Genomic DNA, 21920 nt, shown 5'->3' with positions numbered 1-21920 from the left:
GCGGCCCCGATTGACCGCGCGAGTCATATCAGCCGTTGCGCAGGAACACGACGTAGCCGCGGAACCACGGATTCGTCGCGAGGTACGGCGGCGCGTCCCATTCGCCGCCCTGGATGATGCCGATGCGAAACGGCAACTGCAGCCGCGCGACGCGCGGCAGGTAGTCCGCATAGTCGGGGATCGTGCGGCGGCCCTGGTAGGTCTGCACGACCACTTCGTCGACGATGCCCCTGAGCTGGTTGACCTGGTCGGTATCGATGCGGCTGCTCCAGTCGAGCAGCCCGGTGATGCTCAGCCGGCAATCGGCGGGCAGCGTGTCACGCAGCGACCGCAGGAATGCGAGGTAATCCTGCAGGTGGCGCGTGCCCGCATCGAAGTCGATCTGGATGCCGGTGATCATGCGGCCCGACGCGCGCCAGCGCGTGAGCTGCGCGAGCATGATCTGCGTGACGCGCGGCGTCCAGCGCAGCGTATGCGCGCGATAGACGAGCCACACGCGCGCCTGCGGCGCGGGCGGCAGCGCCACGCCCTGCGCGATCACGCGGACCTGCGACTCGTCTCGCGGCGACGCCTCGATCTGCCCTTGCAGCACGTAGACGGTGCGCGCGCCGTGCACGACCGCCTGCGGCTTCACGCCTGCCCACAGCCAGAACGCGTCGTAGCGCGCGGCGTCGACGGTGCCGGCCAGCGCGATGCGTCCGGCCAGCAGCAGCGCGATGCACGCCAGGCGCGCGATGCGCTTCATGCGGCGCTTACCAGTAGTAGCGAAGCTTCTGCGCCCACGGGCTGCCCGCGTAGCTCGCCTTCAGCGTATCGAACCAGCGCTTGCGCACGCTCTTCGGCACGTCCTTGCCGCCGCATTCGTTGGAGCCGCCCGGCGCATAGCACTTGATCGCGCGGTAGTACGCGTAGGCGCGGTCGTTCGGGTTCGCCTGCGCATCGGCCATCACCGTCACGTAGCTCGACATCCGCTCGTACGGTTTGCCGTCGAACTGCGACGGGCCGGCGCCGAGCGTCGGCGGGATGCGCGCGGCGGCCGTCGTCGCTGCGTTGCGGATCCACATCGGCACCGGATCGCTTTCGAGGCCGGGCGCGGGCGGGTGCAGGCGCACGAAATCGGCGAGGCAGTTCAGCCCTTTCGCATCGGCGGGATTCTGCTGGAGCGCCGTGGCGATGTCGTGCGCGGACGGGCACGTATAACCGTCTTCGTTCCTGGCGCCGGCTGCGATGAACGGCTTCAGCGGATCGGCCGGCTTGCCGGACACCAGCGCGGCATCGGCGATGAACTCGGCGTAATGCGAGCGCGTGAGCTCCTTGTACAGCAGCGTGGTCAGCGCGGTGTCGCGCAGCGCGCCGCCGGTCGCCTGGTTTTGCGCCTGTGCGCGCAGCAGGTCCGCGTTGGCCGAGCGTTGCAGCAGCACGGCGCGGATCGCGGCGTTCTGCACCGGCGAATCGTCCGCGAACGCGTCGTTGACGAGCCCGGCCTGCTCCAGGTTGATCGCGAGCGCGAGTTCCAGCGCCTCGCGCTGGAACCGGAAGGTCGCGTGCGGGATCAGGTCGCGCCACAGCTGGCGCGCCTTGTCGGACTGGCCGCTATCCTCCAGCGCGAACCCGCGCAGCGCCTGCTGGCTCAGGCCGAAGTAGTCGAGCGGCTCCGCGGGCGTCTGCGGCAGCAATGCGAGCGCGGCGTCGGGCTTGTGACCGATCTGGACGTACCACGTCGCGAGCAGGTAGTCGTAGAGCGCGGGCGCGTTCGCGAAGCGCGGCTTCTGCGCCTGCAGGTCGTCCAGCGTCAGCGGCTTGCGGCTCGCATCGCTGCTGTCCGACGTGCGCATGCGCAGCAGGTCGACGGTCGCGAGCACGGTCGGCGACTGGATCTGGCTCGCGTCGAATTCCGCCCCGAACAGCAGCTTGCTGTCGAGTTCGTTTGCCAGCTGGATCAGCGGCACGTTCGACGTCGCCGGCGACCAGCGCGCGAGCGCGTGGCCGTACAGGTCGGCCTGCTGCGTGACGTTGCCGCCAAGCCACGCGACCCGCCGCAGCAGCCCGTTTGCGGAGGTCGCATAGCGCCCCTGCGGGTACACCTTCAGGTAAGTGCGAAACACCGTATTCGCGGCGTCGAGCGACACCTTCGTCACGCGGCCGCGCGTCGGCGCCGGGCTGTCGTGGTCGAACGCGTTGGCCTGCGCGGCGTTCAGCTGCGCGCGCCCGGCCATGTAGAGCCCGGTTTCCTTCAGCCACGGGTTCGCGCTGTGCGACGCGCTCGCGAAGGCCCGGGTCGCGGTGAGGAAGTCGGCGCGGTAAAACGCGTTCGTGCCGTCGAGGTACGCGGCGAACTGCTGGCCGAGCGGCGACCTGGCCGGCGGTTTGGTCCACGCGGCGCTCGCGCCGCCGGCGGCACAGGTCTTCTGCGCGATGTCGGCGCGCGACGCGCGCAGTCGCGAGGCTTCGTCGGCGGGGAGACCGGCACCGCCCAGTGCGTCGTTGAACGCTTCGGCGCCCGAGGCCATGCTGCGGCAAATGCTGCCTTCGCCGTCGGCGTACTGGTTCGACGGCGCTTCGGCATCCGTTGCGCTGCCGGCCTTGTCGGGCTCCTTCTGCCCGATATCGATCCATCCGGAGAAGTCCATCTGGAACGGCACGATGATCTGGTGGACCCGGTCTTTCGCCGGGATGGTCTTCGGATCCGGAAACGCCTGCGCGACCTTGGCGCTGTCGACCATCATCAGCATCGCGTTGATGCGCGTGTCGTTGGCCGGGCTCAGCATCGGCACGTTGGCGCAGGAGTAGGTGGTCTGCCGGAGCGTGGTCGGCGCATAGCAGCCGTCGTCGCCGCTGGCATGGGCCGCCGGAATCCAGAACAGGCCGACCGCCAGCGCGGCGAACAGGTGTCGGTGCAGCAATGGGGTGTTGGGCATTTTTTTCTTGTGCCGGGTAGGGGGCCGCAGCGGCCGGGTCTCTCAGGTGAGGCGTTTCGCCCCGGCGCGTATCGTACCGCACCGGTCGCTTTGCCCGTGCGTGCGCGCAGGCCGGCCGATCGCCGCATCGAATGCGGGGCCGGCGAAATGGAAGTCCACTCAGTGTAGACGCAACGCCACCTTGAATCCGGATCGTCTGAATTAAGATGCAGCCGGCAGTGACGGACATCCGACGATAGACGACTTGTCGTCGTCGCTGCCCGACGGGGGGCTGCCGGAAGCGGCGTCCGCATCGATCCGCACGACGGAGTCGATCGTGATTGAAGGCGAGCGGACGCCGGTTTCCATGCCTGTTCAATAGTATTGCTTATCAATAGGCCGATCGATGCGACGCATCGTGCGGCGAACGGCAGACGAGAGTGCGCCGGCACACGAAAAGAAGAGGATTCGGATGAAACCCATTACATGGATGGTCATGGCAGTCGCGCTCGCGCTGTCCGCCTGCGGCGGCGACGACGTCGCCACGAACGGCGGCGCGTCGTCGTCGTCGAACACGCCCGGTACGCCGTCCGGCCCGACGTCGCCCGGTGGCGGATCGAACGGCGGCCCGACGGGCGGCGGCGGGGTGACGCAGCCGCAGGCCGGCTGGTCGACGGCTGCGGCCGTGGACGGCAAGGGGCCGGAAGGCCAGCCCAGCGTGACCATCGACGCGAGCGGCAACGCGCTCGCCACCTGGATGACCAATGGCCCGGCCGGCACGAACGGCAACGAAATGTGGGGCGCGCGCCATGTGGCGGGCTCGGGCTGGGGCAGCGCGACGCGGCTCGACACGAGCGACGGTTCGCATGCGATGAACACGCTGACCGGGGTGCAGCCGAAACTGGTCGGCAATGCGAGCGGGCAGGCGGTCGCGTTCTGGACCGAATGGACGCCGGGCGCCAACACGTACGCGTTGTGGGCGCGCCCGTACAGCCCGGGTAGCGGCTGGGGCACGCCGGTCACGCTGGCGCCGGACATGGCCGGGTCGTCCTATTCGGCCGGCATGGACAGCCAGGGCAACGCGCTCGTCACCTGGACGCAGTCGATCAGCCTGCTCGATACGCGCATCGCGTGGACGCGCTATACGCAGGCCGGGCAGTGGTCGCCGACGGCGCTGGTCCAGATGCCGGTGCAGAGCGGCCCGGACGCCGTGACCGGCGACACCGACAACGTGCGGCCGATGCTGTCGGTGCTGTCGTCCGGCCGGGCGGTGCTCGCGTGGCGGCAGACCAACCATACGAAGTCGGCGCTGTGGACGGCCACGTACGACGCGACCAACGGCTGGACCAACGTCAACCCGGTAGTCACGAACTCGAGCCTGTTCACGACGATCATCTCGCCGGTCGCCGGCATGGACGCGAAGGGGAACATCACGCTGGTCTGGGGGCAGCTCGACGTGACGGGCGGGAAGCTCTACAACGCCACGATGTCGCAGCGCTATGTATCCGGAACCGGATGGCAGCCCGCGCAGCCGGTTGCTCCGGCGATCGTGGTGCCCACGGGTTTCATCGCGACGCCGATGCTGACCGTCAACGAAAACGGCGTGGCCGCCGCGATGTGGGCGGACGGCGGCGCGGTGCTGCAGGCGAGCGTGTCGGACGCCAGCGGAAACTGGGGGCCGCTGCAGAAGCTGACGGAACACCTGAACGGGGCGGCGCTCCAGTACCCGCCGCTGGTGATCGACCCGGCCGGCAACGTGACGGTCGCCTGGGAAGACACGGGCACGCCGAACGCGTCGGTCCTCCTCGTGGCCGGCTACCGGAACGGCGCGTGGAGCACGTCGACGGCGGATCCGCAGGATGGAACGTGGCCGGCGCTGGCCGTCAACGCAGCGGGGGCGATGGCGCTCGTCTGGCAGGGGTTCGCCGCGAACATCGGCAGCCAGATCCAGTCCAGTTTTTATACGCCGGGCTCGTAATCGTGTCGCGTCGGGCATTCGAAGGAGAAGCCATGAAGCAAGTCTTGCAGTGCACCGTTGTTACCTTGCGGACCGCGCTGGGCGCGGCGGCCGCCGGCCTCGTGTTGTCCGCGTGCGGTTCGACGCAGATGAACATGGTCGACGTGCAGACGTCGACCGCAAAGACGCTCGGCCTCGCGTCGTCGGACGAGATCACGATCGCCAACGTGCAGTACGGGAAGAAGGACGGGCTGGGCGGCCAGAAGGTGAGTTACGACGCGACGACCGGCAAGGGGCGGCGTTTCGGCTGTACGGTGTTCATGATTCCGGGGCTCACGCCGATCGATCGGCCGACGTACAACAACTGGGAATGCCATCCGCAACGCTGATGGCCGCGAGATCGACGGCGCCCGTCGCAGGGCGCCGGTCGGCCGCTTGCGTGGACGACATGCCGCGCCGGCCTTGCGCCGGCGCAATTTGGTCCGATAATCGACGAACCGATCTATCCTCTCGTGTCGGCTCGATAAAAAAACTGTCATGGATCAAGCGGCATTCGTCCCTGTTTTCAAGTTTCGCACGATCGACTACCCCGAGCGGGACCGGTTCCACGTCTGGGTCAAGGACATGCTGTGCGACTACCGTCTCGATGACGACGGCGGCCACGGCGTGTTCGACGCGGAAGCGAGCGGCGCGGCGCTCGGCCCGCTGATCCTGTCGGGCCGGCAGTGGCGGTCGCGCGCACCGGCCTATCGGGTCAATCGCACCACGCGGCGAATCCGGCTCGACGGCCAGGATTCGATCCGTTTCACGCTGCTGCTCGGCGGGCGGCTGGCGAGCCACACCGGCGGGCCCGAACTGGTCAAGCGCGCCGGCGACGTATTCGTCTACGACGTCGCGCAGGTCAACGACTGCCGGGTCGAGGCCGGCGACGTGATCAGCCTGGTCGTGCCGAGGTACCTGCTGCCGAGCCATGCCGCACAGGCGCACGGCCAGACGCTGACGAGCGGCGTGGGGCGGCTGCTCGGCGACCACATGCTGTCGCTGTTCCGCAACCTGCCGAATCTGCGCACGCACGAAATCCCGAGCATCGTGCAATCGATGTTGCTGCTGCTGGCCGCGGCCCTTTCACCCACCACGCAGGCGCTGAACGACGCACGCGGCCCGATCGATGGGGCGCTGGCCGAGCGGGTCCGGCGCTACATCGACGTGCATCTGCTGGAGCCCGACCTCGATCCCGACCGGATCTGCCGCGACATCGGCGTGTCGAGAGCGCGGCTCTACCAGCTGTTCAAGGAAGACGGCGGCGTGATGCGGCAGATCACGCGCCGGCGGCTGCGCCATGCGTACCACGTGCTGGGCGACCCGCAGCGCCGGCATCGGCGCATCGCGGAAATCGCGTGGGCGCACGGCTTTCCCGACGAGAAGTATTTCCACCGGCTGTTCAAGGCGGAGTTCGGTCATACGCCGAAGGAAACCCTCGAGTGCGCGACCGCGCCGGTTCTGCTGCCATGCGATGCGGCCGAGGATCGATGGGCGGACGGCGGCCGCCTGACGGGATGGACGTTGCCGTTCGGCGTGCTCACCAACTGAGCGGGCGGGGCATGCCGGCCGCCGCACGGCGGTTCGTGTCGTGCGTCACGCGTACGCGCTGCTCGCCACGCCGCCTTCATCGACATCGTCGATCGCGGCCCGCCAGTCGTCGATCGCCACCATCAGCTCGCGGACCTGCCGCAACGATGGATACTGGTGCAGCACGGCATGCCATTGCGGCAGCGTCAGCAGCGCGTGCCAGACCACACCGAGGCCGTCCGGGTCGGCATCCGGCCGCTGCGCGAGCGCGCTCGCGTATTCGAGGCTCGCCTGCGCGGACAGCAGCTGCATCCGGCTCGCGGCGCCCAGCAGCCGCGGCGTCGTGTCGGCGGACGCATCGCAGCAATAGAGCACTTCGCGTGGCAGCGTCGCTTCGTCGGTCGTCAGGGCGCGCAGCGATGCGCCGTGCACGCGCACCGTGCCCTGGTGCGTCTCGAACGCATAGAGCGTGTCCGGGTCGGCCTGCGCGAGCAGGTTCAGGCCGCGCAGCAGCCGCGGCAGGTCGGTCGTCGCGGCGTCCGCGGATGCTTTCGCTTCGACGAGGAAGCGCACGTTCCAGGCGGGCGCCGGGTCATCGCCGCGCGTGCGTTCGAGCAGGATCGCGTCCCATTCGGTTTTCGCGCGATCGTGGCGGCCCGGAATCGATGACGGCACGCGCATCGACGTCACCACCCGGTACGTGCGGCGGGCGTCGACGGCGTCGAGCCGGCGCGCCAGCGCGTCGAGCGCCTGTGCGGCCAGCGCTTCGACGGCCGCGCCGCGCTGCTGCGACGCAACGCCCTGCGCGACGGCGACGGTGCTGCCTTCGAGCGGGCCCTGGCGCACCCAGAGCGCCCGGTAGCGACGCACGTGCTCGTCCGATGCCAGTGCGTCGATGCGCAGCATGCGTTCGAGCGCGGGGCTGTCTTTCAGCTTGACGATGTCCTGCTCGAACGCGGCGTCGTTCGCCATGTCGGGCAGCGCGAGCAGGTGCAGCAGCGTGTCGTGCAGGTCGGCCCACGACGCGGCGGTGGCGGCCGCATGCAGCCGCGCGAGCCCGTCGCGTTGCCAGGGGCGGGCGCTGCGCTCGAGCTTGGCCGGGTGCGCGATCGCGTTGACGGCCGAGTGCAGCGCGCGACGGTCCTGCTCGGCGTGCGCGGACAACGACGCGTATTCGCGCACGCTCGGCGCATCGTGGCGCAGCACCGCGGCCTGAAAGGCGGGATCGCCGGCATGCGTATCCATTGCGTCGCGGATCATCCGCGCGAGCGCGTCGATGAAGCGTTGCCGCAATCCCGCGTCGGGCGTCTGTCCGTCGCTGCGCATCCGGCGCGCTGCCTCGATCACGATCGCGAGCGTGGCGGCCGGGTTCGCGGCGTCGGCCGGCGACAGCGCGCTGTCGAGCGGCGGCAGCCGGTAGCGGCGCGCGACGGTACGCAGTGTTTCGTCGAGCAGGGCGGGAAGCGGTGTCAGCGACATGGTCGGTATCGGCTTGAAGGCGATGCGCGTGCCCGGGGTTGGGGGAGTGAAGTGGTGGACGCGATGATGTGCAACGTTATCACGCCGGGTCGGTCGGCACGACGGCGCAGGCGTACCTGCGCGTCAGCGACCAGCGCAACCGCTCCCGCCCACCCCACGCATCACGCCGTCAACGTCACCGACAGGCTGCCGAGGTCGCCGAAGCGCACCGTCAGCGCATCGCCGAGCGGCACGTCGATCGCGCCCGCGTACGAACCGGTCGTCACGATCTGCCCGGCGCGCACGGCGTCGCCGCGCGACGCGAGGAAATTGACGAGCCATACCAGCGGCTTCAGCGGATCGCCGTCCGGATGGCGGCCGTCGATCGCGCGGTTCAGCGCGCCTTCGAACGACAGCGCCAGCGTCTCGAGCGGCACGTTCAGCCCGTCGGGCACGACCGGGCCGACGCACAGCCCCTGGTTGAATTGCCCGTCGGCCAGCAGCTCGAACTTCGACGCGCGCGTGGGTTCCGCGTAGCGGCAGCCGAGCACTTCGAGCACGATGCGCACTTCGCGGATCGCGGCGCGCACGTCCTGTTCGTCGTACGGCTGCTCGCGCGCGGGCAGGTCGCGATCGAGCACGAACGCGATTTCCGGTTCGATCCGCACAATCGGGCCGCCGACGACGCGGTACGGCGCATCGGCCTCGCGGATCGTCGACGCGAAGATCGGCGCGAGGATCACGCGGTCGGGCGGCGGCAGCGCGCATTTCCAGCCGCCGACGGGTTCGCCGAGCAGGTCGGCCACGCGCTGCTGGATCGCGAGGGCGGTCTCGACGTCCTCGGGGCGCAGCGCATCGGGCAGCAGCGGGCCGGGCGAGCCGGCATGGCGGGCGGCGACGAGATGCTGGGCGGCGCCGTCCACGCGTTCGGAAGTCGTTGTCATGTCGGTTGAGCGAGTTGAAAGTGGGCCGGCAAAAAAGGGCCGGACGAAAGTCGCACATTCGATGATAGCGCTTTCGGCACGATGACCGCTCGATCGCGCTGCTTCAGCTGCTGTGTCGGCCGGGTTCGCGACCTGGCCGCAAGCGAGCGGTATCGGCATCGCGTCGCGACGCTTTGCCGCACGGACGCCCGCCGGTCGACCTTGATCGCCATCAACACTCGAACCCGCCATCCGCCGATGATGGTGACAAGGCCGCGCGACCAGACGCGTGGCAACTCACCCCAGCGAGGTTCGCATGTACAAGAAGATCATGGTGGCCGTCGACGGCAGCGCTTCGTCGAAGCAGGCGCTTGCCGAGGCAGTGAAGGTCGCGCTGGCAGGCGACGCACACGTCAGCGTCGTGTATGTGGTGGACAAGTCGGTGCTGTTCACTTACGCGGGCCGTTTCGATCCGCACGCACTGGTCGAGGAGATCCGCGACGACGGGCGCAAGGTGCTGCGCGAAGCCGAGCAGATCATCGCGCTGGCCGGCGCGAAGGGCGAGGCCGAACTCGTCGAGACCGAAAGCATCGGCGAGGACATCGCGGAGCGCCTGCAGCGCTACGTGAAGGAAGGCGGGATCGATCTCGCGGTGGTCGGCACGCACGGGCGGCGCGGAATCCGGCGCGTGCTGCTCGGCAGCGTCGCGGAGCGCTTCGTGCGCGGCTCGAAGTGCCCGGTGCTGCTGATTCGCGGCGACGATCACGACGTAGCGGCCGCCGCCGCGGCCGCTTGACGCGGCGCGCGCGATGATCCGCCGCCAGTCCCGCATCGTCGTCGCGGCGATCGCCGTGTTCGTGTCGCTCGCGGGGATGATGGCCGTCGTGTCGGGGCTGCTGTTCGACAACGCGATGGCGCTGCGCGGCGGCGCGATCGCGCTGGTCGTCGGCGTGGCCGGCTTCGTCGTGATGCTCAATCCGGGCGCGAAGGGCGAAGAGTGAGGCGGGCAGGCCCGCACGGCTGCTTGCGTCCGACCGTGCAGGAGACCGCCGGCCGCCGCTGTCCGCAACACCGGCGACAGCCGCGGCCGCGCCGTTGCTCCACTTATTCGCTGGCGGTACCCGGCGCCTTCGTGTCGTCCTGCCCGATCCGTATCGCCAGCCGCTTCAACGTTTCCGCCAGTTCGTCGTTCTTCGGCTGAATCTTCCGCGCCTGTGTGAACACCTCGCGCGCTTCATCCTGGCGGCCCAGTTTCCACAGCACTTCGCCCTTGTGCGTCAGCCCGGTTGCCTGGGCTTCGCTTGCGCCCTTGTCCGTGCCGTCGCCTTTCGCGAAGGTCGCGATCGAGCGGTCGAACCACGTCAGCGCCTCGTCGTTGCGGCCGAGGCGATACAGCGCCCAGCCCTTGCTGTCGAGCGCATACGCATCGTCCGGCGATTCCGAGAGATGCGCGTCGATCATCGCGAGCCCGCGCTCGACTGCGACGCCGGCGTCGGCGAGCCGGTAGCCGATGTCGTTCCGGCGATCGTCTGGAATCCTGTCGAGATCGAGCGCGGTGGCCACGCGACTCTCGTCGCGTTCGGCGATCGCGAGCGACAGCAGCTTGGCGACGATCTGCTGCCGCAATTCGCTGCTGATCCGGTCGCCGTTGGCGACCAGGCTGCCGAGGTATTGCGTGTAGAGGTCAGGCGCGCCCGGTGCATTCGCGCTGTTCGCGATGGTCAAGCCCGGGCCCGCGCACCAGTCGGTGTCGGCCGACCCAGCCAGCGTGCCGGCGTAAAGATTGACGTTGCGCGGCGTGCGCGATTGCGCGTAGTAGGTGTAGCCGTTCGCATCCGAATAGCCGCACGCCAGGTATGCGTTCTCCACGTCCAGCACGTACGGGAAATGGCCGATCGGTGCCGAGCCGCCCGGCTCGACCAGCCGGAACGACTCGCCCAGATCGCCGTCGCCGACGATCGGATTGAACACCCATTGCTTCTCCGGATGCCGCTTCGGCAGCCGGACCCGGACGGTGCGCCCGGCCGCATCGGTCGTGCCGAAGATCACGCTGTCATGCTCCTGCGGCTTGACGGGCAGCCCCGCGATGACCTGACCGGGCAGGAACAGCCGGTAGCGCGCATTCGGCAGCGGCTGGTGCGTGACGGGGTCGCGCAGCACGAACTGGTGAACGTAAGCCCCTTTTCCGAGCGACGCGGTCGGCGCGACGTAGGTGCGCGCGTAGGCGGCGGGCAGGGCGGTGCAGCTCAAGGCCGCGGCAACGAGCGCGGCGAGACGGCGGGATGTCATGGAATGGCGGTTCTTGTTGGTAAAGGTGTGATTGACCGACGGCCGGAATTGCATTGGACGACCCACGCAGCCTTTGATATCCGGCTGCGCATGCCGATACGGATGGCCGGATCGTCCAGCGCAGTTCAACGCGGATCTCGCCCGTCGCAACGTGATGCGAGGAAGCGGCGAACGGATGACGCGGGAATGCAGTGCGGAGGATAACAGGCCATGTTGAGCGTCCTGCATGTGAACGCGTATCTCGCCCGGAACCCCACACACGACGTATCCGGCCGCGCGCGCTTCTGTCAAACTGGCGCCCATGAACCCGCGCCTCACCTCACCGCCTTCCTCCGATTCCACACCTGCACCCGCAGGCTTTCCCGACGCCGACGAACTGGCCGCGCTGCGTGCGTGGTACGCGGGCATGACCGTGCGTCAGGCCGTCGAGCGCTACCTGCCCGATCGGCTCGGTGAAGGGCGCTCGGCGCGCGGCGTGATCGGCGCCATTCGCCGCCGCCTCGTGCGCGTCGCGCGGCAGGTGGGCCGGCCCGATCTCGCGGAGCGGCTCGGTCATGCCGACGGTGAGCGTAGGCAGGAAGCGAAGGCGGCCGCCGAAGCGATCGGCCTGCTGCGTCATGCGCGTGCGCCGGTCCCGCAGATCAGCGACGACGTCGGCCTGTGGCTGCCCGCGCGTGCGGTCGGCGCGCTGCGTGCGCACGGGATCGCGACGCTGGCCGATCTCACGGTGCGGATTCCGCGGCGGCGCCAGTGGTGGCGCGCGATCGCGGGCCTCGGCATGGCCGGTGCGCGGCACATCGAGGCGTTCTTCGCCGCGCATCCCGAACTGACCGAACGGGCGCGCGCGCTGATCGCGGCGACGCCGCGCGGCGCCATCGTGCCGTGGGAGCAGCTGAAGCTGCCGCACGAGGTCGACGGCTCGGCCGGCACCTTCCGCGCGCCGCGCGCGACCAGCACGCTCGATGCGGACAACGATTACGCGGCCGTGCACGCGTGGCTGTCGCTGCACGAATCGGCCGCGACCCGCCGTGCATACCGGAAGGAGGCCGAGCGGCTGATCTTGTGGGCGATCGTCGAGCGCGGTCGCGCGCTGTCGTCGCTGACGACCGAGGATGCGGTCGCGTATCGCGCGTTCGTGCGGCGCCCGACACCGCACGAGCGCTGGGTCGGGCCCGTGCGGCCGCGCAGTGCACCCGACTGGCGGCCGTTCTCGGGTGCGCTGTCGGCGCGCTCTGCCGCGTACACGCTGTCGGTGCTCGGCGCGCTGTTCCGCTGGCTGATCGAGCAGCGCTACCTGCTCGCGAATCCGTTCGCGGGCGTCAAGGTGCGCGACACGCGCAGCCCGAACGCACTCGACACGTCGCATGCGTTCACCGAAGGCGAGTGGCTGCTCGTGCGCACGATCGCCGACGGGCTCGAGTTCAGAAAGGGCACGCCGGCCGCGCCGCAGTCGGGCTGGACGCCGGCCGCCGCGCAACGGCTGCGCTTCATTCTCGATTTCGGCTACGCGACCGGGCTGCGCGCGAGCGAGCTGGTCGGCGCGACGCTCGGCGACATCGAGACCGATGCGCACGGCGACGCGTGGCTGAAGGTGATCGGCAAGGGCAGCAAGGCCGCGCGCGTCGCGCTGCCGCCGCTCGCGCGCACGGGGCTCGACCGTTTCCTGGTCGCCCGCCGGCTGCCGGTCACGCCGTCGCGCTGGCGGCCCGATACGCCGCTGATCCCGAGCCTCGCGGAAGACGGCGCGGCCGCGATCACGAGCGTGCGGCTGTGGAAGGTGATGCAGCGCTTCTTCGCGCAGACGGCCGATCAGGTCGATGCCGACAACCCGGCGCTCGCGCAGAAGCTGCGGCAGGCAAGCCCGCACTGGATGCGTCATACGCATGCGACGCACGCGTTGGCGCGCGGCGCGGAGTTGACGACCGTGCGCGACAACCTGCGCCATGCGTCGATTTCCACGACATCGATTTACCTGCATGGCGACGACGTGAAGCGGGCGCGGCAGATGTCGAGCGCGTTCGCGGCAGAGAAGTAACGGCGTCGTGCTGTCGGCGCTGCGTCCGGGGAGGAACGCGGTGGCAATCGGCGCCGCGGCGCAAAGCGTTGTTCCGCCGTCGCCGGCCGCTCAATCGCCGGCCGGCCCGTGCCGCTCTCCCGGCACGTAGGCGAAGCCCGATTTTTGTGAAGCGCTATCGGGCGATTCACCGCACCGTCATGTAACTGTCAGCGATGTCGGGCAGGGGCGGGCGATTGCGATCGCACGTGCCTGAATGCGCGCTCCTCCGACCAAGGGACGACGCACTGCAGCGTATCCGCAATCAGGCGGAACGGTCGGGAGCGTGCCGGGGTCATAACCATTTTGCCGGGAGTAGTGAATGGCATCGAGCCAAGGCACAGTCGATTTCATCGTCGAGCAGATGGCAGCAGCCGGCACCGTATCGGCGCGCAAGATGTTCGGCGAGTACGGCATCTATTGCGACGGCAAGATGGTCGCGCTCGTGTGCGACGATCGGCTGTTCGTCAAGCCGACGCCCGAAGGCCGCGCGTTTCTCGGCACGTGTGAAGAAGGTTCGCCGTATCCCGGCGCGAAGCCGCATCTCGTGATCTCCGGCGAGCGCTGGGACGATCGCGAATGGCTGTCGGCGCTGGTCCGGATCACCGCCGCGCAGTTGCCGGTGCCGGTGAAGCGGAGCCGATAACGGCGCGCTCGCATGCGATGTTGCGCTGCGGCCAGGCGTATTCTGTGACACATGTGCGCGACCATCGCGCATCCGGTGGGAGCACAAGAATGAAGACATCCGGACATCCGCGCGGCACGTGGCTTGCTCGCCGCGCCCGGCACGCGCTCGTCGCGGCCCTGTGCGTGGGCTGGAGCGCGCTGTCGTTCGGCGCGGACGATGCGGCGACACTGCTCGAGCGTTACCGCAGCCTCGGCCCGCAACTGAAGGACAACGCGTTTCACCGGCCGCTGGTGCTCGAATCGGCGGAAGCGTCGTCGTCGCTGAAGGGCGACATCTACGCCGTGGTCGACTACCCGTACGCAGTCGTGAGCAGCCAGCTCGACGATCCCGCCCAGGGCCCCGCGAACTGGTGCGCGGTGCTGATCCTGCACCTGAACACGAAGTATTGCCACGCGTCGACCGGCGGCAACGGCCCGGTGCTCGACGTGAACCTCGGCCGCAAGATCCAGCAGAAGCTGCCGGACACCTACCGCGTGCAGTTCCGCTACCGCGTGGCGGCCGCGACGCCCGACTATTTCCAGGTCGACCTGACCGCCGATAGTGGCCCGATGGGCACGAAGGATTACCGGATCGCGCTGGAGGCCGTGCCGGTCGGCGCGTCGCGCACGTTCCTGCACCTGACGTATTCGTATGGCTTCGGCACGGTGGGCCGCATGGCGATGAAGACCTACCTCGCGACCGTCGGCAGCGACAAGGTCGGCTTCACGACCGTCAGCGGCGGATCGGCCGCGCAGCCGCAGTACGTCGGCGGCGTGCGCGGGCTGCTGGAGCGCAACACGATGCGCTACTACCTCGCGATCGACACGTATCTCGCGACGCTCGACAAGCCGCTCGACCAGCGCCTCGCGCGCTGGTTCGACGCGACCGAGCAGTATCCGCAGCAGCTGCACGAGGTCGAGCGCGGCGCGTATCTGCAGATGAAAGCGCAGGAGGTGCAGCGGCAGCAGGCGGCGCGGTAGGTGGTGCCTGCCGCCGCATCGCCGCCTCAGTCGAGCAACCCCGCGACCCCATCGACGATCCGCTGCAGCAGCGCTTCGTCGTAAGGCAGCCACGGCACCGCGCGCAGCGGCGACGGCGCCGGTTCGATCGACGGTTCGACGGGTTCGCCGTCGCGCGTCACGCGCCCCGTCGCGCAATGCACCGACCATGCGCCGACGCGCACATGGCGTTCGTCGAGCGTCACCCGGCCGTGCGCGATCGGTTCCTCGAACACGAGCGCGAGCACCTGCTTGCGATACCGCGCCATCGCGCCGAGCGGCAGGTCGGACAGCCGGTGCAGGCGCTGCTCGCGCTCGTTTCGCGCGGCGCGCTGGCGCACCGGATCCGCCGGCGTGTCGGCTGCGCGCGTCGCTTCATCGTCGAGCGCGAACGCGGCAACGCTGACGAGCAGGTCGACCGCACGCGCCACCTCCGAGAACACGACAGGATCGATTTCACCGATCGGCGCGGCCACCCAGCGCCGCTCGTGTCTGCGTTCGACGTGCAGCCGGCCCGACGTGCCTTGGCCGTCGGTGCCGGGAAAGAGCCGCGCGGCGACGCTGAAGGTCGCGCGGACGTCGCCGAACTCGCGTGCAAGGCCGTCGTCGTACGCGCGGATCGACCAGCCTTCGCGGCGCGCGACGCCGAGCAGCGGGCGGCTCGCGAGGACATGACCTTCGAACATCGCGGAATGACTGGTCGCGGTGTCTTCGTCGGCCGGCACGTAGAACTCGCGGAACGCCTGCCGAACGGGCTGCCGGATCGCACGGCCGACGATCGCGCGCTGCCACGCGAGCCGCTCGTCCGCATCGGCCAAGAGCGGATGCCAGAGCCGGATCTCGCTGTCGGCGTCGAGTTCGCACGCCACGCCGGCGGCGTCGCGCAGCACGACCTTGCCCTTCGCGATATCGGGCATGAACGAGACCGTCGCGCCGTCACGCGCGCGTGCCTGCCAGATCGTGCGGGTCGAGAACGCGGCGCCGGCCGGCGCATCGACGAGGCGCGCGCGCCATTCGGCATGGCCGAGCGTCATCGACTGCCAGAAACCCGCTTCCATGCAGGTGGCGAGCATCGCGAGTTGCTTCTTGTCGGGCTTCGCGTCGAGTGTCATGCGCAGCGCGGTGTGCGGCCGTTCGCCGAGCGCGCGTTCAGCGGGCTTCAGGTTACGCGCGAGCTTCTTCTGCACGCCCGCATGGCGCACGGTGGCCAGCGCATCGCGCAGCGCACGCACGCTCTCGGGTGTCGGGATCGTCTCGACCGCATGGCCGAGCGCGATCGCGAGCGATTGCGACGGCGCGGTTTTCGCGGCGGTTGGCGCGACGCACACGCCGGTCAGCAGCGGCCCGATCAGCGGGGGGAGCCACGGCGCGTCGCGATAGGCCGCGACGCGCGCCGCGCGCGCGACGACCTGCGCGTCGTCGGTCGTGAACGCGCGATCGGCCTGATAGGGGACGTCACCCGCGTGAATCGCGGCGACGTGCCGCGCGGCATCGGTCAGCGTGTCGCGCGCGAAGTCGACGTAAGCGGGCTCCTCCGCGAGCGTGGCGGCCGGATCGTCGGCGTTGAACCACAGCCGTTTCGGCGCGAAATAGCCGTCGTTCGTCGCGGCCAGCGCGAGCAGCGCCGCCGGCCCGAGTTCGGGCAGCACGTCGAGCTCGCGCACGCGAAACGGGGAATCGGCATTCGACTGCGCATACGTATCGCGCAAGGCCGTGATGTCGCGCCGGCCGGCGAACGAATGGAGCGCATATTCCCCGTACACGGAGAGTCGTTGCAGGCCGTCGTTCTGCGGTTCGCCGAGGATGCGCACGAGTTCGGCCTGCAGTGCGGGCGCGGGCAGCGCGTCGAGACACGACAGTTCCTGTAACGCGCGCCGCCACGCGCCGGCCGGAATGTCGCGGAACAGTTCGAGCGCGGCTTCGGCGTCGACGAGCGGCGCGAGCTCGAGCGCGTCGATCTGGGTGCGCAGCCAGCGCGCGAATTCGGCGCGTGGATCACCGTACGCGTAGTCGTGCTGCGCGACGTGTTCCTCGGTGCGGCGCAGCGCGGGCCACACCGTGCCGAGCGCGTGCGCGTCGAGCGTCGACAGGTCGAGCGGCGCGCCGGTGAAGCGCGGGTGGTCGGCGGTGCCGGTCAGTCGAGCGATGAGCGGGTCGACGATGGGCGGGCGGACAGATTGGGTCATGAGGTTCGGCGGCCCTCGCGTGGCGGCATCGGATCGTCTTGGGTGGTGTTTGGCGTCAGCGCGGGCGCAGCCGCTCGACCATCTCGTGGATGACGATATGGCGGATCGCGCGCAGCAGGTGCATCTCGCCGCCGAGCGTCGCTGTGTTACATCCCGACGGCGAAATTCAGGAAGAAACCGTGCGATCGACGAGTTTTTGGCGGGCGATAGGCGGAATTGTATGAAAAACCGTGTGATCGCACAGTTTTTGTTCCCGATTTGCCCGGCAACGTGTCCCGCCGCCGAGTGCACTCGTCACCGCTGTCCTGCCGTTCCGTAAAGTCACGAACCTCCGTCCGGCGTCGCTGCGCGCGATTCACTGCCCTCGCGGCCCATTCTTAAGACGTACAGTTTTCCTTCCATGCGCGATGCGCGCCGAACTGTACTCTTGTTCGCGCGATCGATGTGTGTACTCGTCGCCAACTGTTCTGCTCTTAAGATTCCACCATCAAGTGCACAGTGCCGCAGATCCAGTCGTACCGGAACCCTGTTGGCGCATCTTCAAGAGAGAGCCAGTGCGATGGAAAAGGCAAAACCGGAGGGAAGGATCAGGAATCACGACGGCCCGGCCGGCGGGCGAAACATGGGCGTGTCGGACGCAAACGGCAGGGCAGCCCAGCTGCGCCGCCCAGCGGGAGGCACGCGATGAAACTCTATGAAAAACTCGCGGACGACATCGAGCGCCTGATCCGCCAGGGCGTATACCGGCACGGCGACCGGATTCCGTCGGTGCGGCAGGCGAGCCAGCAGCACCGGATCAGCATCACGACCGTGCTGCACGCGTATCTGTTGCTGGAAAGCCGCGGGCTGCTCGAAAGCCGGCCGCAGTCGGGTTATTTCGTGAACCTGCGGCGCGACGACAGCCATGCGCCGGTGCGCGAGCTACGCCCGTCGAAGCCGATCGCGATCTCGTCGTCGGTGGACGTGAGCCGGCTCGTGCTGTCGACGCTGCGCTCGATCGGCACCGACGACGCTGTGCCGCTCGGCTCGCCGTACCCGGACCCGAGCCTGTTTCCGTTCGAGAAGCTGAACCGGTACGCGTATGCGGCCGGCCGCGACAAGTCGCTGTGGGGCGTGACGGACGGGCTGCCGCCCGGCCATCCGCGACTGATCCGCCAGATCGCGCGCCGCTACCTGGAAAACGGGATGTCGGTGGACCCGAACGAGATCATCGTGACGGTCGGCGCGACGGAGGCGATCAACCTGTGCCTGCAGGCCGTTGCGAAACCGGGCGACACGATCGCGGTGGAATCGCCGACGTTCTACGCGATGCTGCATGCGATCGAGCGGATGGGAATGAAGGCGATCGAGGTCGCGACACATCCGGAATACGGAATCGACATCGCGGCACTGGCCGCGATCGCGAAGTCGCAGCCGATCGCCGCGTGCATGGTGATGCCGAACTTCCAGAACCCGCTCGGCTTCCAGATGCCGGACGAGCGCAAGCGCGAGCTGGTCGAGTTCGCGACGAAGACCGGGATGCCGATCATCGAGAACGGCGTGTACAACGAACTGTATTTCGGCGATGCGCATCCGAGTTCGTTGAAGTCGTATGACCGCAGCGGGATCGTGCTGCACTGCTCGTCGTTCTCGAAGAGCCTGACGGCCGCGTACCGGATCGGCTGGGCGCTGCCGGGCCGCTATCGTGACCAGGTCGAGAAGCTGAAATTCCTGAACACGCTCGCGACGCCGTCGCTGCCGCAGCTCGCGATCGCGGAGTTTCTCGAACGCGACGGCTACGAGCATCACCTGCGGCGCCTGCGCAAGGCGTATGCGCAGCAGGCGAACCTGATGCGCGCGATGGTGTCGCGGTTCTTTCCGGAGGGTACGCGCATCTCGAGCCCGGCGGGCGGATACGTGCTGTGGGTCGAACTGCCTGCGCAGATCGACGCGATGCGGCTTTACCAGCTCGCGCTGGAGCAGGGGATCACGATCGGGCCGGGTTACATGTTCTCGATCACGGACAGCTATCGGAACTTCATCCGGTTGAACTACAGCAGCCCGTGGTCGCCGGAGATCGAGCAGGCGGTGATCACGGTCGGCAAGCTGGCGGCGGCGTGCATGCGGTGAGCGGGCACGGTGTCTTGTACTTCAACGACGAAGCCGGCCGGGTGCCGGCTTCGTCATGTCGACGGCGTGCAGCGGTGGCCGCGCGGAAGCCATCGCCGGCGGGGCGCTCGCAGTCGCGTGCCCCGGAGGCTTGCCTGACCGAGGTTACCCGCCCGTCACCGGCGGGAAAAACGCCACCTCGCTGTCCTCCCGCACGATGAATCCCCCCGTCACCATCTCGAGATTCACGGCGGCCCGCACGGGCCGGTCCGTCCGCAGCGCTTCCGCGCTGCGCGCGTCGCGTGCGGCCAGCGTGTCGCGCAGCGCGTCGACGGTGAGTTCGAGCGCATCGATCTCGACGATTTCCTCGTCGAGATCGAGTTGTTCGCGAATGCTTGCAAAGTATTTGATCGTCAGTTTCATCGCGATGTCTTGAAAGGAATCGGCGGAATCGGAAAGGGCGCCGTGCGCCCGCTCAGCCCCAGCGCCGCATCGCCTGGTCGTCGTGCGCTTTCGCCTCGACCCAGCCGGATACGCCGTCGTGCCGGATCTCCTTCTTCCAGAACGGCGCATGGGTCTTCAGGAAGTCCATCAGGAATTCGCACGCATCGAACGCGGCCCCGCGATGCGCGGCGGCCACCACGACCAGCACGACCGCCTGGCCGAGCGGAATGCGCCCGACGCGATGCACGATCCTGATCGTTTCGAGCTGCCAGCGCGCGCTGGCTTCCTCGACGATGCTCCATAGCGCCTGTTCGGTCATCGTCGGATAGTGCTCGACCTCGAGCGCGATCACGTCGTCGACGTCGCCTTCGTTGCGCACGACGCCGAGGAAATTCACGACCGCGCCGACATTCGGATTGCGAACGATCGGCGCGAGCTCGGCGCCGGCATCGATCGACGCGTACTGCACGCGCACTTCGAAGCCCGCGGCAATCGACGGTGGCGGTTCGGGATGCGGGTCGGTCGCGTTGTCGGGCGCGGGGCTGCCCGCATGCAACGGATCGTCCGGCAGCCCGGCACGGGATTCGGTGAAGCTCGTCATGACTATTCTCCTGTAGGCGGTGCGTCCCGGGTCGCGCGGCGGCGCCTCAGCCGCCGACCAGCGACATGCGCACGGTCGGATAGGTCTTGCCCGGCGCGCGGGCAGGCCGTGCGGCCCGGCGCTCGGAATAGCGGTCGTCGCGGTGCGTCCAGCGCTCGCGCACGGCGGCGGCGAGGTCGGCGCTCGACGCTGCGTCGTCGAGCCACGGCCGCAGGTCGGTGCCTTGCATCGCGAACAGGCACGTGTAGAGCTGCCCGTCAGCCGACACGCGGGCCCGCGAACAGGTGCCGCAGAACGGATGCGACACGCTCGCGATGAAGCCGACTTCGCCCGCGCCGTCGATGTGCGCGCAACGGATCGCGGTCGCGTCGTGCGCCGGTTCGCCGACGAGCACGAGCGGATAGTGTTCGTCGATCGACTCGCGCATCCGCGCGGCCGTCACGACCTTGTCGCCGGACCAGAAGCTCGCGCCGCCGACGTCCATGTATTCGATGAAGCGCACGGCCACGCCGGTGTGCCGGAAGTGCCGCACGAGCGGCAGGATCTGGTCGTCGTTCGCGCCGCGCTCGATCACCGCGTTGACCTTGACCGGCGCGAGCCCGGCCGCCTGCGCGGCCTCGATGCCGGCCAGCACGCGCGACACGGGCACGTCGGTGTCGCTCATCCGGCGGAACACCGCGTCGTCGAGCGCATCGAGGCTGACCGTCACGCGCGACAGGCCCGCGTCGCGCAACGTGCGCGCCTTCGCGGCCAGCAGCGAGCCGTTGGTCGTCAGCGCGATCTCGACGGGCTTGCCGTCGACGGTCGTCAGCGCGGCGAGACGTTCGATCAACGCTTCGAGATTGCGGCGCAGCAGCGGCTCGCCGCCCGTGATGCGGATCTTTTCGACGCCGAGCGACGTGAACGCACGGGCGATCTTTTCGAGTTGCGCGAACGACAGCCGCTCGGACGACGGCATGAACGCATAGTCGGCGCCGAAGCTTTCGCGCGGCATGCAGTAGCCGCAGCGGAAATTGCATTGATCGATCACGGACAGGCGCAGGTCGCGCAGCGGGCGGCCGAGCGTGTCGGTCGTGCGGGGGAAAGCGCCGGGCGATGCGCCGCCGGACAGTGCGGCAGCGGCCGGCGCGGCTGAAACGATGGCATTCACGATCGGTTCGTCGGCCTGCAAGAAGTAAGCGGTGGGGCGTCGCCGGTCGGCCGTGCGTGTGCGGATAGGCAGGCGCACGGCGCGTGACGAGCCTCATCGTGAGGATAGTCCGCGGGGTTTTCGCGGCAGGGACACAATCGCGCCCGAATTGCAGGGATACAGTTCGCCGTACGACCTGCGCGACGGCGAAGGCGGTGAATCGGATGGGTGAGCGTCATTGCACTCATGCGAGCCAGTGCGCGAATTCGTAATACGGTACCGCGTCGCCGCACGCGATGCGCTGCCCGGCCGGCAGCCGCGCCAGCCCGCTCGCCTGCACGAGCGATTGCAGCGTGCCGGCGCCTTGCTGGCGCAACGTGTCGAGCGCGGGCATGCCGTCGAGGCCGACGGTGCAGTGCACGCGGACGAAGCGTTCGCGCTGCGGATCCGGTTCGAAGTCGGCGTCGATCGGCAGCGACGGCACGATCGGCAGGCATGCGCTGCGCCCCTGCAGGCGGCGGATCAGCGGCGCGACGAACAGCGCGAACGCGGTCATCGCGGCCCCCGGATTGCCGGGCAGCAACACCACCGGCCGCGTGTCGAGCCGGGCGAGCGCCACCGGCTTGCCCGGCTTCATGCGCACGCCTGCGACGATGAACGA

19 protein-coding genes are annotated in these 21920 nt (G+C 69.0%); 9 read left to right on the top strand and 10 right to left on the bottom strand.

The window, feature by feature from the left end; genetic code table 11:
- Window positions 1–28: 28 nt before the first annotated feature.
- Complete coding sequence (locus G3N96_RS25080) at window positions 29–736, bottom strand: DUF3142 domain-containing protein (protein WP_206138861.1); 708 nt, start codon at window positions 734–736, stop codon at window positions 29–31.
- A 16-nt stretch (window positions 737–752) separates the two neighbouring features.
- Window positions 753–2918 (bottom strand): hypothetical protein, encoded by a 2166-nt coding sequence (locus tag G3N96_RS25075; RefSeq protein ID WP_206138849.1) that lies wholly within the window; start codon window positions 2916–2918, stop codon window positions 753–755.
- Between the two features lie 451 nt (window positions 2919–3369).
- Here G3N96_RS25075 and G3N96_RS25070 point away from each other — a divergent pair, with 451 nt between their 5' ends.
- The 3 genes from G3N96_RS25070 to G3N96_RS25060 all read left to right on the top strand — a co-directional run bounded on the left by G3N96_RS25070 (window position 3370) and on the right by G3N96_RS25060 (window position 6444).
- Window positions 3370–4875 (top strand): hypothetical protein, encoded by a 1506-nt coding sequence (locus G3N96_RS25070; protein ID WP_206138848.1) that lies wholly within the window; start codon window positions 3370–3372, stop codon window positions 4873–4875.
- Window positions 4876–4907: 32 nt separating this feature from the next.
- Complete coding sequence (locus tag G3N96_RS25065) at window positions 4908–5243, top strand: hypothetical protein (protein ID WP_124579194.1); 336 nt, start codon at window positions 4908–4910, stop codon at window positions 5241–5243.
- 148 nt (window positions 5244–5391) lie between these two features.
- Window positions 5392–6444 carry an AraC family transcriptional regulator gene (locus G3N96_RS25060; RefSeq protein ID WP_206138847.1) on the top strand — a complete coding sequence of 351 codons (1053 nt, stop codon included), beginning with the start codon at window positions 5392–5394 and terminating at the stop codon, window positions 6442–6444.
- A 45-nt stretch (window positions 6445–6489) separates the two neighbouring features.
- Here the strand turns inward: G3N96_RS25060 and G3N96_RS25055 are convergent, their stop codons facing one another.
- Window positions 6490–7902 (bottom strand): 3-deoxy-D-arabino-heptulosonate 7-phosphate synthase, encoded by a 1413-nt coding sequence (locus G3N96_RS25055; RefSeq protein ID WP_206138846.1) that lies wholly within the window; start codon window positions 7900–7902, stop codon window positions 6490–6492.
- Window positions 7903–8063: 161 nt separating this feature from the next.
- Window positions 8064–8825 carry a fumarylacetoacetate hydrolase family protein gene (locus G3N96_RS25050; RefSeq protein WP_206138845.1) on the bottom strand — a complete coding sequence of 254 codons (762 nt, stop codon included), beginning with the start codon at window positions 8823–8825 and terminating at the stop codon, window positions 8064–8066.
- Window positions 8826–9120: 295 nt separating this feature from the next.
- Between G3N96_RS25050 and G3N96_RS25045 the strand changes: the two genes are divergently transcribed.
- Both G3N96_RS25045 and G3N96_RS25040 read left to right on the top strand, forming a co-directional pair.
- Window positions 9121–9600: a universal stress protein gene (locus tag G3N96_RS25045; protein ID WP_089444106.1), complete on the top strand. Its 480-nt coding sequence runs from the start codon at window positions 9121–9123 to the stop codon at window positions 9598–9600.
- A 13-nt stretch (window positions 9601–9613) separates the two neighbouring features.
- On the top strand, window positions 9614–9805 hold the full coding sequence (locus G3N96_RS25040) for a DUF2964 family protein (RefSeq protein WP_089498574.1): 192 nt from the start codon (window positions 9614–9616) through the stop codon (window positions 9803–9805).
- Window positions 9806–9908: 103 nt separating this feature from the next.
- On the opposite strand, the gene G3N96_RS25035 is transcribed toward G3N96_RS25040, so the two are convergent.
- Window positions 9909–11093, bottom strand: a complete 1185-nt coding sequence (locus G3N96_RS25035) for a hypothetical protein (protein WP_241022814.1) — start codon at window positions 11091–11093, stop codon at window positions 9909–9911.
- 301 nt (window positions 11094–11394) lie between these two features.
- Between G3N96_RS25035 and G3N96_RS25030 the strand changes: the two genes are divergently transcribed.
- The 3 genes from G3N96_RS25030 (at window position 11395) to G3N96_RS25020 (ending at window position 14793) form a co-directional block, all read left to right on the top strand.
- Window positions 11395–13128: a site-specific integrase gene (locus G3N96_RS25030; RefSeq protein ID WP_206138843.1), complete on the top strand. Its 1734-nt coding sequence runs from the start codon at window positions 11395–11397 to the stop codon at window positions 13126–13128.
- A 340-nt stretch (window positions 13129–13468) separates the two neighbouring features.
- Window positions 13469–13792, top strand: coding sequence for a TfoX/Sxy family protein (locus G3N96_RS25025; RefSeq protein WP_206138842.1), 324 nt, complete (start codon window positions 13469–13471; stop codon window positions 13790–13792).
- 89 nt (window positions 13793–13881) lie between these two features.
- Window positions 13882–14793 (top strand): hypothetical protein, encoded by a 912-nt coding sequence (locus G3N96_RS25020; protein WP_206138841.1) that lies wholly within the window; start codon window positions 13882–13884, stop codon window positions 14791–14793.
- 26 nt (window positions 14794–14819) lie between these two features.
- Here the strand turns inward: G3N96_RS25020 and G3N96_RS25015 are convergent, their stop codons facing one another.
- Complete coding sequence (locus G3N96_RS25015) at window positions 14820–16997, bottom strand: DUF4132 domain-containing protein (protein ID WP_206138840.1); 2178 nt, start codon at window positions 16995–16997, stop codon at window positions 14820–14822.
- A 684-nt stretch (window positions 16998–17681) separates the two neighbouring features.
- On the opposite strand from G3N96_RS25015, the gene G3N96_RS25010 reads away from it, so the two are divergent.
- Window positions 17682–19106: a PLP-dependent aminotransferase family protein gene (locus tag G3N96_RS25010; protein ID WP_206138839.1), complete on the top strand. Its 1425-nt coding sequence runs from the start codon at window positions 17682–17684 to the stop codon at window positions 19104–19106.
- 144 nt (window positions 19107–19250) lie between these two features.
- Here G3N96_RS25010 and moaD read toward each other — a convergent pair whose 3' ends face one another.
- The 4 genes from moaD to G3N96_RS24990 all read right to left on the bottom strand — a co-directional run.
- Window positions 19251–19508, bottom strand: coding sequence for a molybdopterin converting factor subunit 1 (moaD, locus tag G3N96_RS25005; protein WP_206138838.1), 258 nt, complete (start codon window positions 19506–19508; stop codon window positions 19251–19253).
- 52 nt (window positions 19509–19560) lie between these two features.
- The gene (locus tag G3N96_RS25000; protein WP_069249442.1) at window positions 19561–20130 is read right to left on the bottom strand and encodes a molybdenum cofactor biosynthesis protein MoaE; all 570 of its coding nucleotides are present in this window, start codon (window positions 20128–20130) and stop codon (window positions 19561–19563) included.
- 46 nt (window positions 20131–20176) lie between these two features.
- A complete protein-coding gene (gene moaA, locus G3N96_RS24995; protein ID WP_206138837.1) occupies window positions 20177–21301 on the bottom strand; it encodes a GTP 3',8-cyclase MoaA in 1125 nt (374 codons plus the stop codon).
- A gap of 202 nt (window positions 21302–21503) precedes the next feature.
- On the bottom strand, window positions 21504–21920 hold a 417-nt coding region (locus G3N96_RS24990), incomplete at its 5' end, for a molybdopterin-binding protein (RefSeq protein WP_346778911.1).

Origin of the sequence: Burkholderia sp. Se-20373 (assembly GCF_017104705.1) — a bacterium.
Classification (GTDB): domain Bacteria; phylum Pseudomonadota; class Gammaproteobacteria; order Burkholderiales; family Burkholderiaceae; genus Burkholderia.
The sequence above is the reverse complement of the archived record's forward strand: the minus strand, read 5'-3'. Positions and strand labels throughout refer to the sequence as shown.

Excerpts from the sequence above, each read along its gene's own strand:
- G3N96_RS25075 (WP_206138849.1), bottom strand. The coding sequence starts at position 2,918 with ATGCCCAACACCCCATTGCTGCACCGACACCTGTTCGCCGCGCTGGCG.
- G3N96_RS25070 (WP_206138848.1), top strand. The coding sequence starts at position 3,370 with ATGAAACCCATTACATGGATGGTCATGGCAGTCGCGCTCGCGCTGTCC.
- G3N96_RS25065 (WP_124579194.1), top strand. The coding sequence starts at position 4,908 with ATGAAGCAAGTCTTGCAGTGCACCGTTGTTACCTTGCGGACCGCGCTG.
- G3N96_RS25060 (WP_206138847.1), top strand. The coding sequence starts at position 5,392 with ATGGATCAAGCGGCATTCGTCCCTGTTTTCAAGTTTCGCACGATCGAC.
- G3N96_RS25055 (WP_206138846.1), bottom strand. The coding sequence starts at position 7,902 with ATGTCGCTGACACCGCTTCCCGCCCTGCTCGACGAAACACTGCGTACC.
- G3N96_RS25050 (WP_206138845.1), bottom strand. The coding sequence starts at position 8,825 with ATGACAACGACTTCCGAACGCGTGGACGGCGCCGCCCAGCATCTCGTC.
- G3N96_RS25045 (WP_089444106.1), top strand. The coding sequence starts at position 9,121 with ATGTACAAGAAGATCATGGTGGCCGTCGACGGCAGCGCTTCGTCGAAG.
- G3N96_RS25040 (WP_089498574.1), top strand. The coding sequence starts at position 9,614 with ATGATCCGCCGCCAGTCCCGCATCGTCGTCGCGGCGATCGCCGTGTTC.
- G3N96_RS25035 (WP_241022814.1), bottom strand. The coding sequence starts at position 11,093 with ATGACATCCCGCCGTCTCGCCGCGCTCGTTGCCGCGGCCTTGAGCTGC.
- G3N96_RS25030 (WP_206138843.1), top strand. The coding sequence starts at position 11,395 with ATGAACCCGCGCCTCACCTCACCGCCTTCCTCCGATTCCACACCTGCA.
- G3N96_RS25025 (WP_206138842.1), top strand. The coding sequence starts at position 13,469 with ATGGCATCGAGCCAAGGCACAGTCGATTTCATCGTCGAGCAGATGGCA.
- G3N96_RS25020 (WP_206138841.1), top strand. The coding sequence starts at position 13,882 with ATGAAGACATCCGGACATCCGCGCGGCACGTGGCTTGCTCGCCGCGCC.
- G3N96_RS25015 (WP_206138840.1), bottom strand. The coding sequence starts at position 16,997 with ATGACCCAATCTGTCCGCCCGCCCATCGTCGACCCGCTCATCGCTCGA.
- G3N96_RS25010 (WP_206138839.1), top strand. The coding sequence starts at position 17,682 with ATGAAACTCTATGAAAAACTCGCGGACGACATCGAGCGCCTGATCCGC.
- moaD (WP_206138838.1), bottom strand. The coding sequence starts at position 19,508 with ATGAAACTGACGATCAAATACTTTGCAAGCATTCGCGAACAACTCGAT.
- G3N96_RS25000 (WP_069249442.1), bottom strand. The coding sequence starts at position 20,130 with ATGACGAGCTTCACCGAATCCCGTGCCGGGCTGCCGGACGATCCGTTG.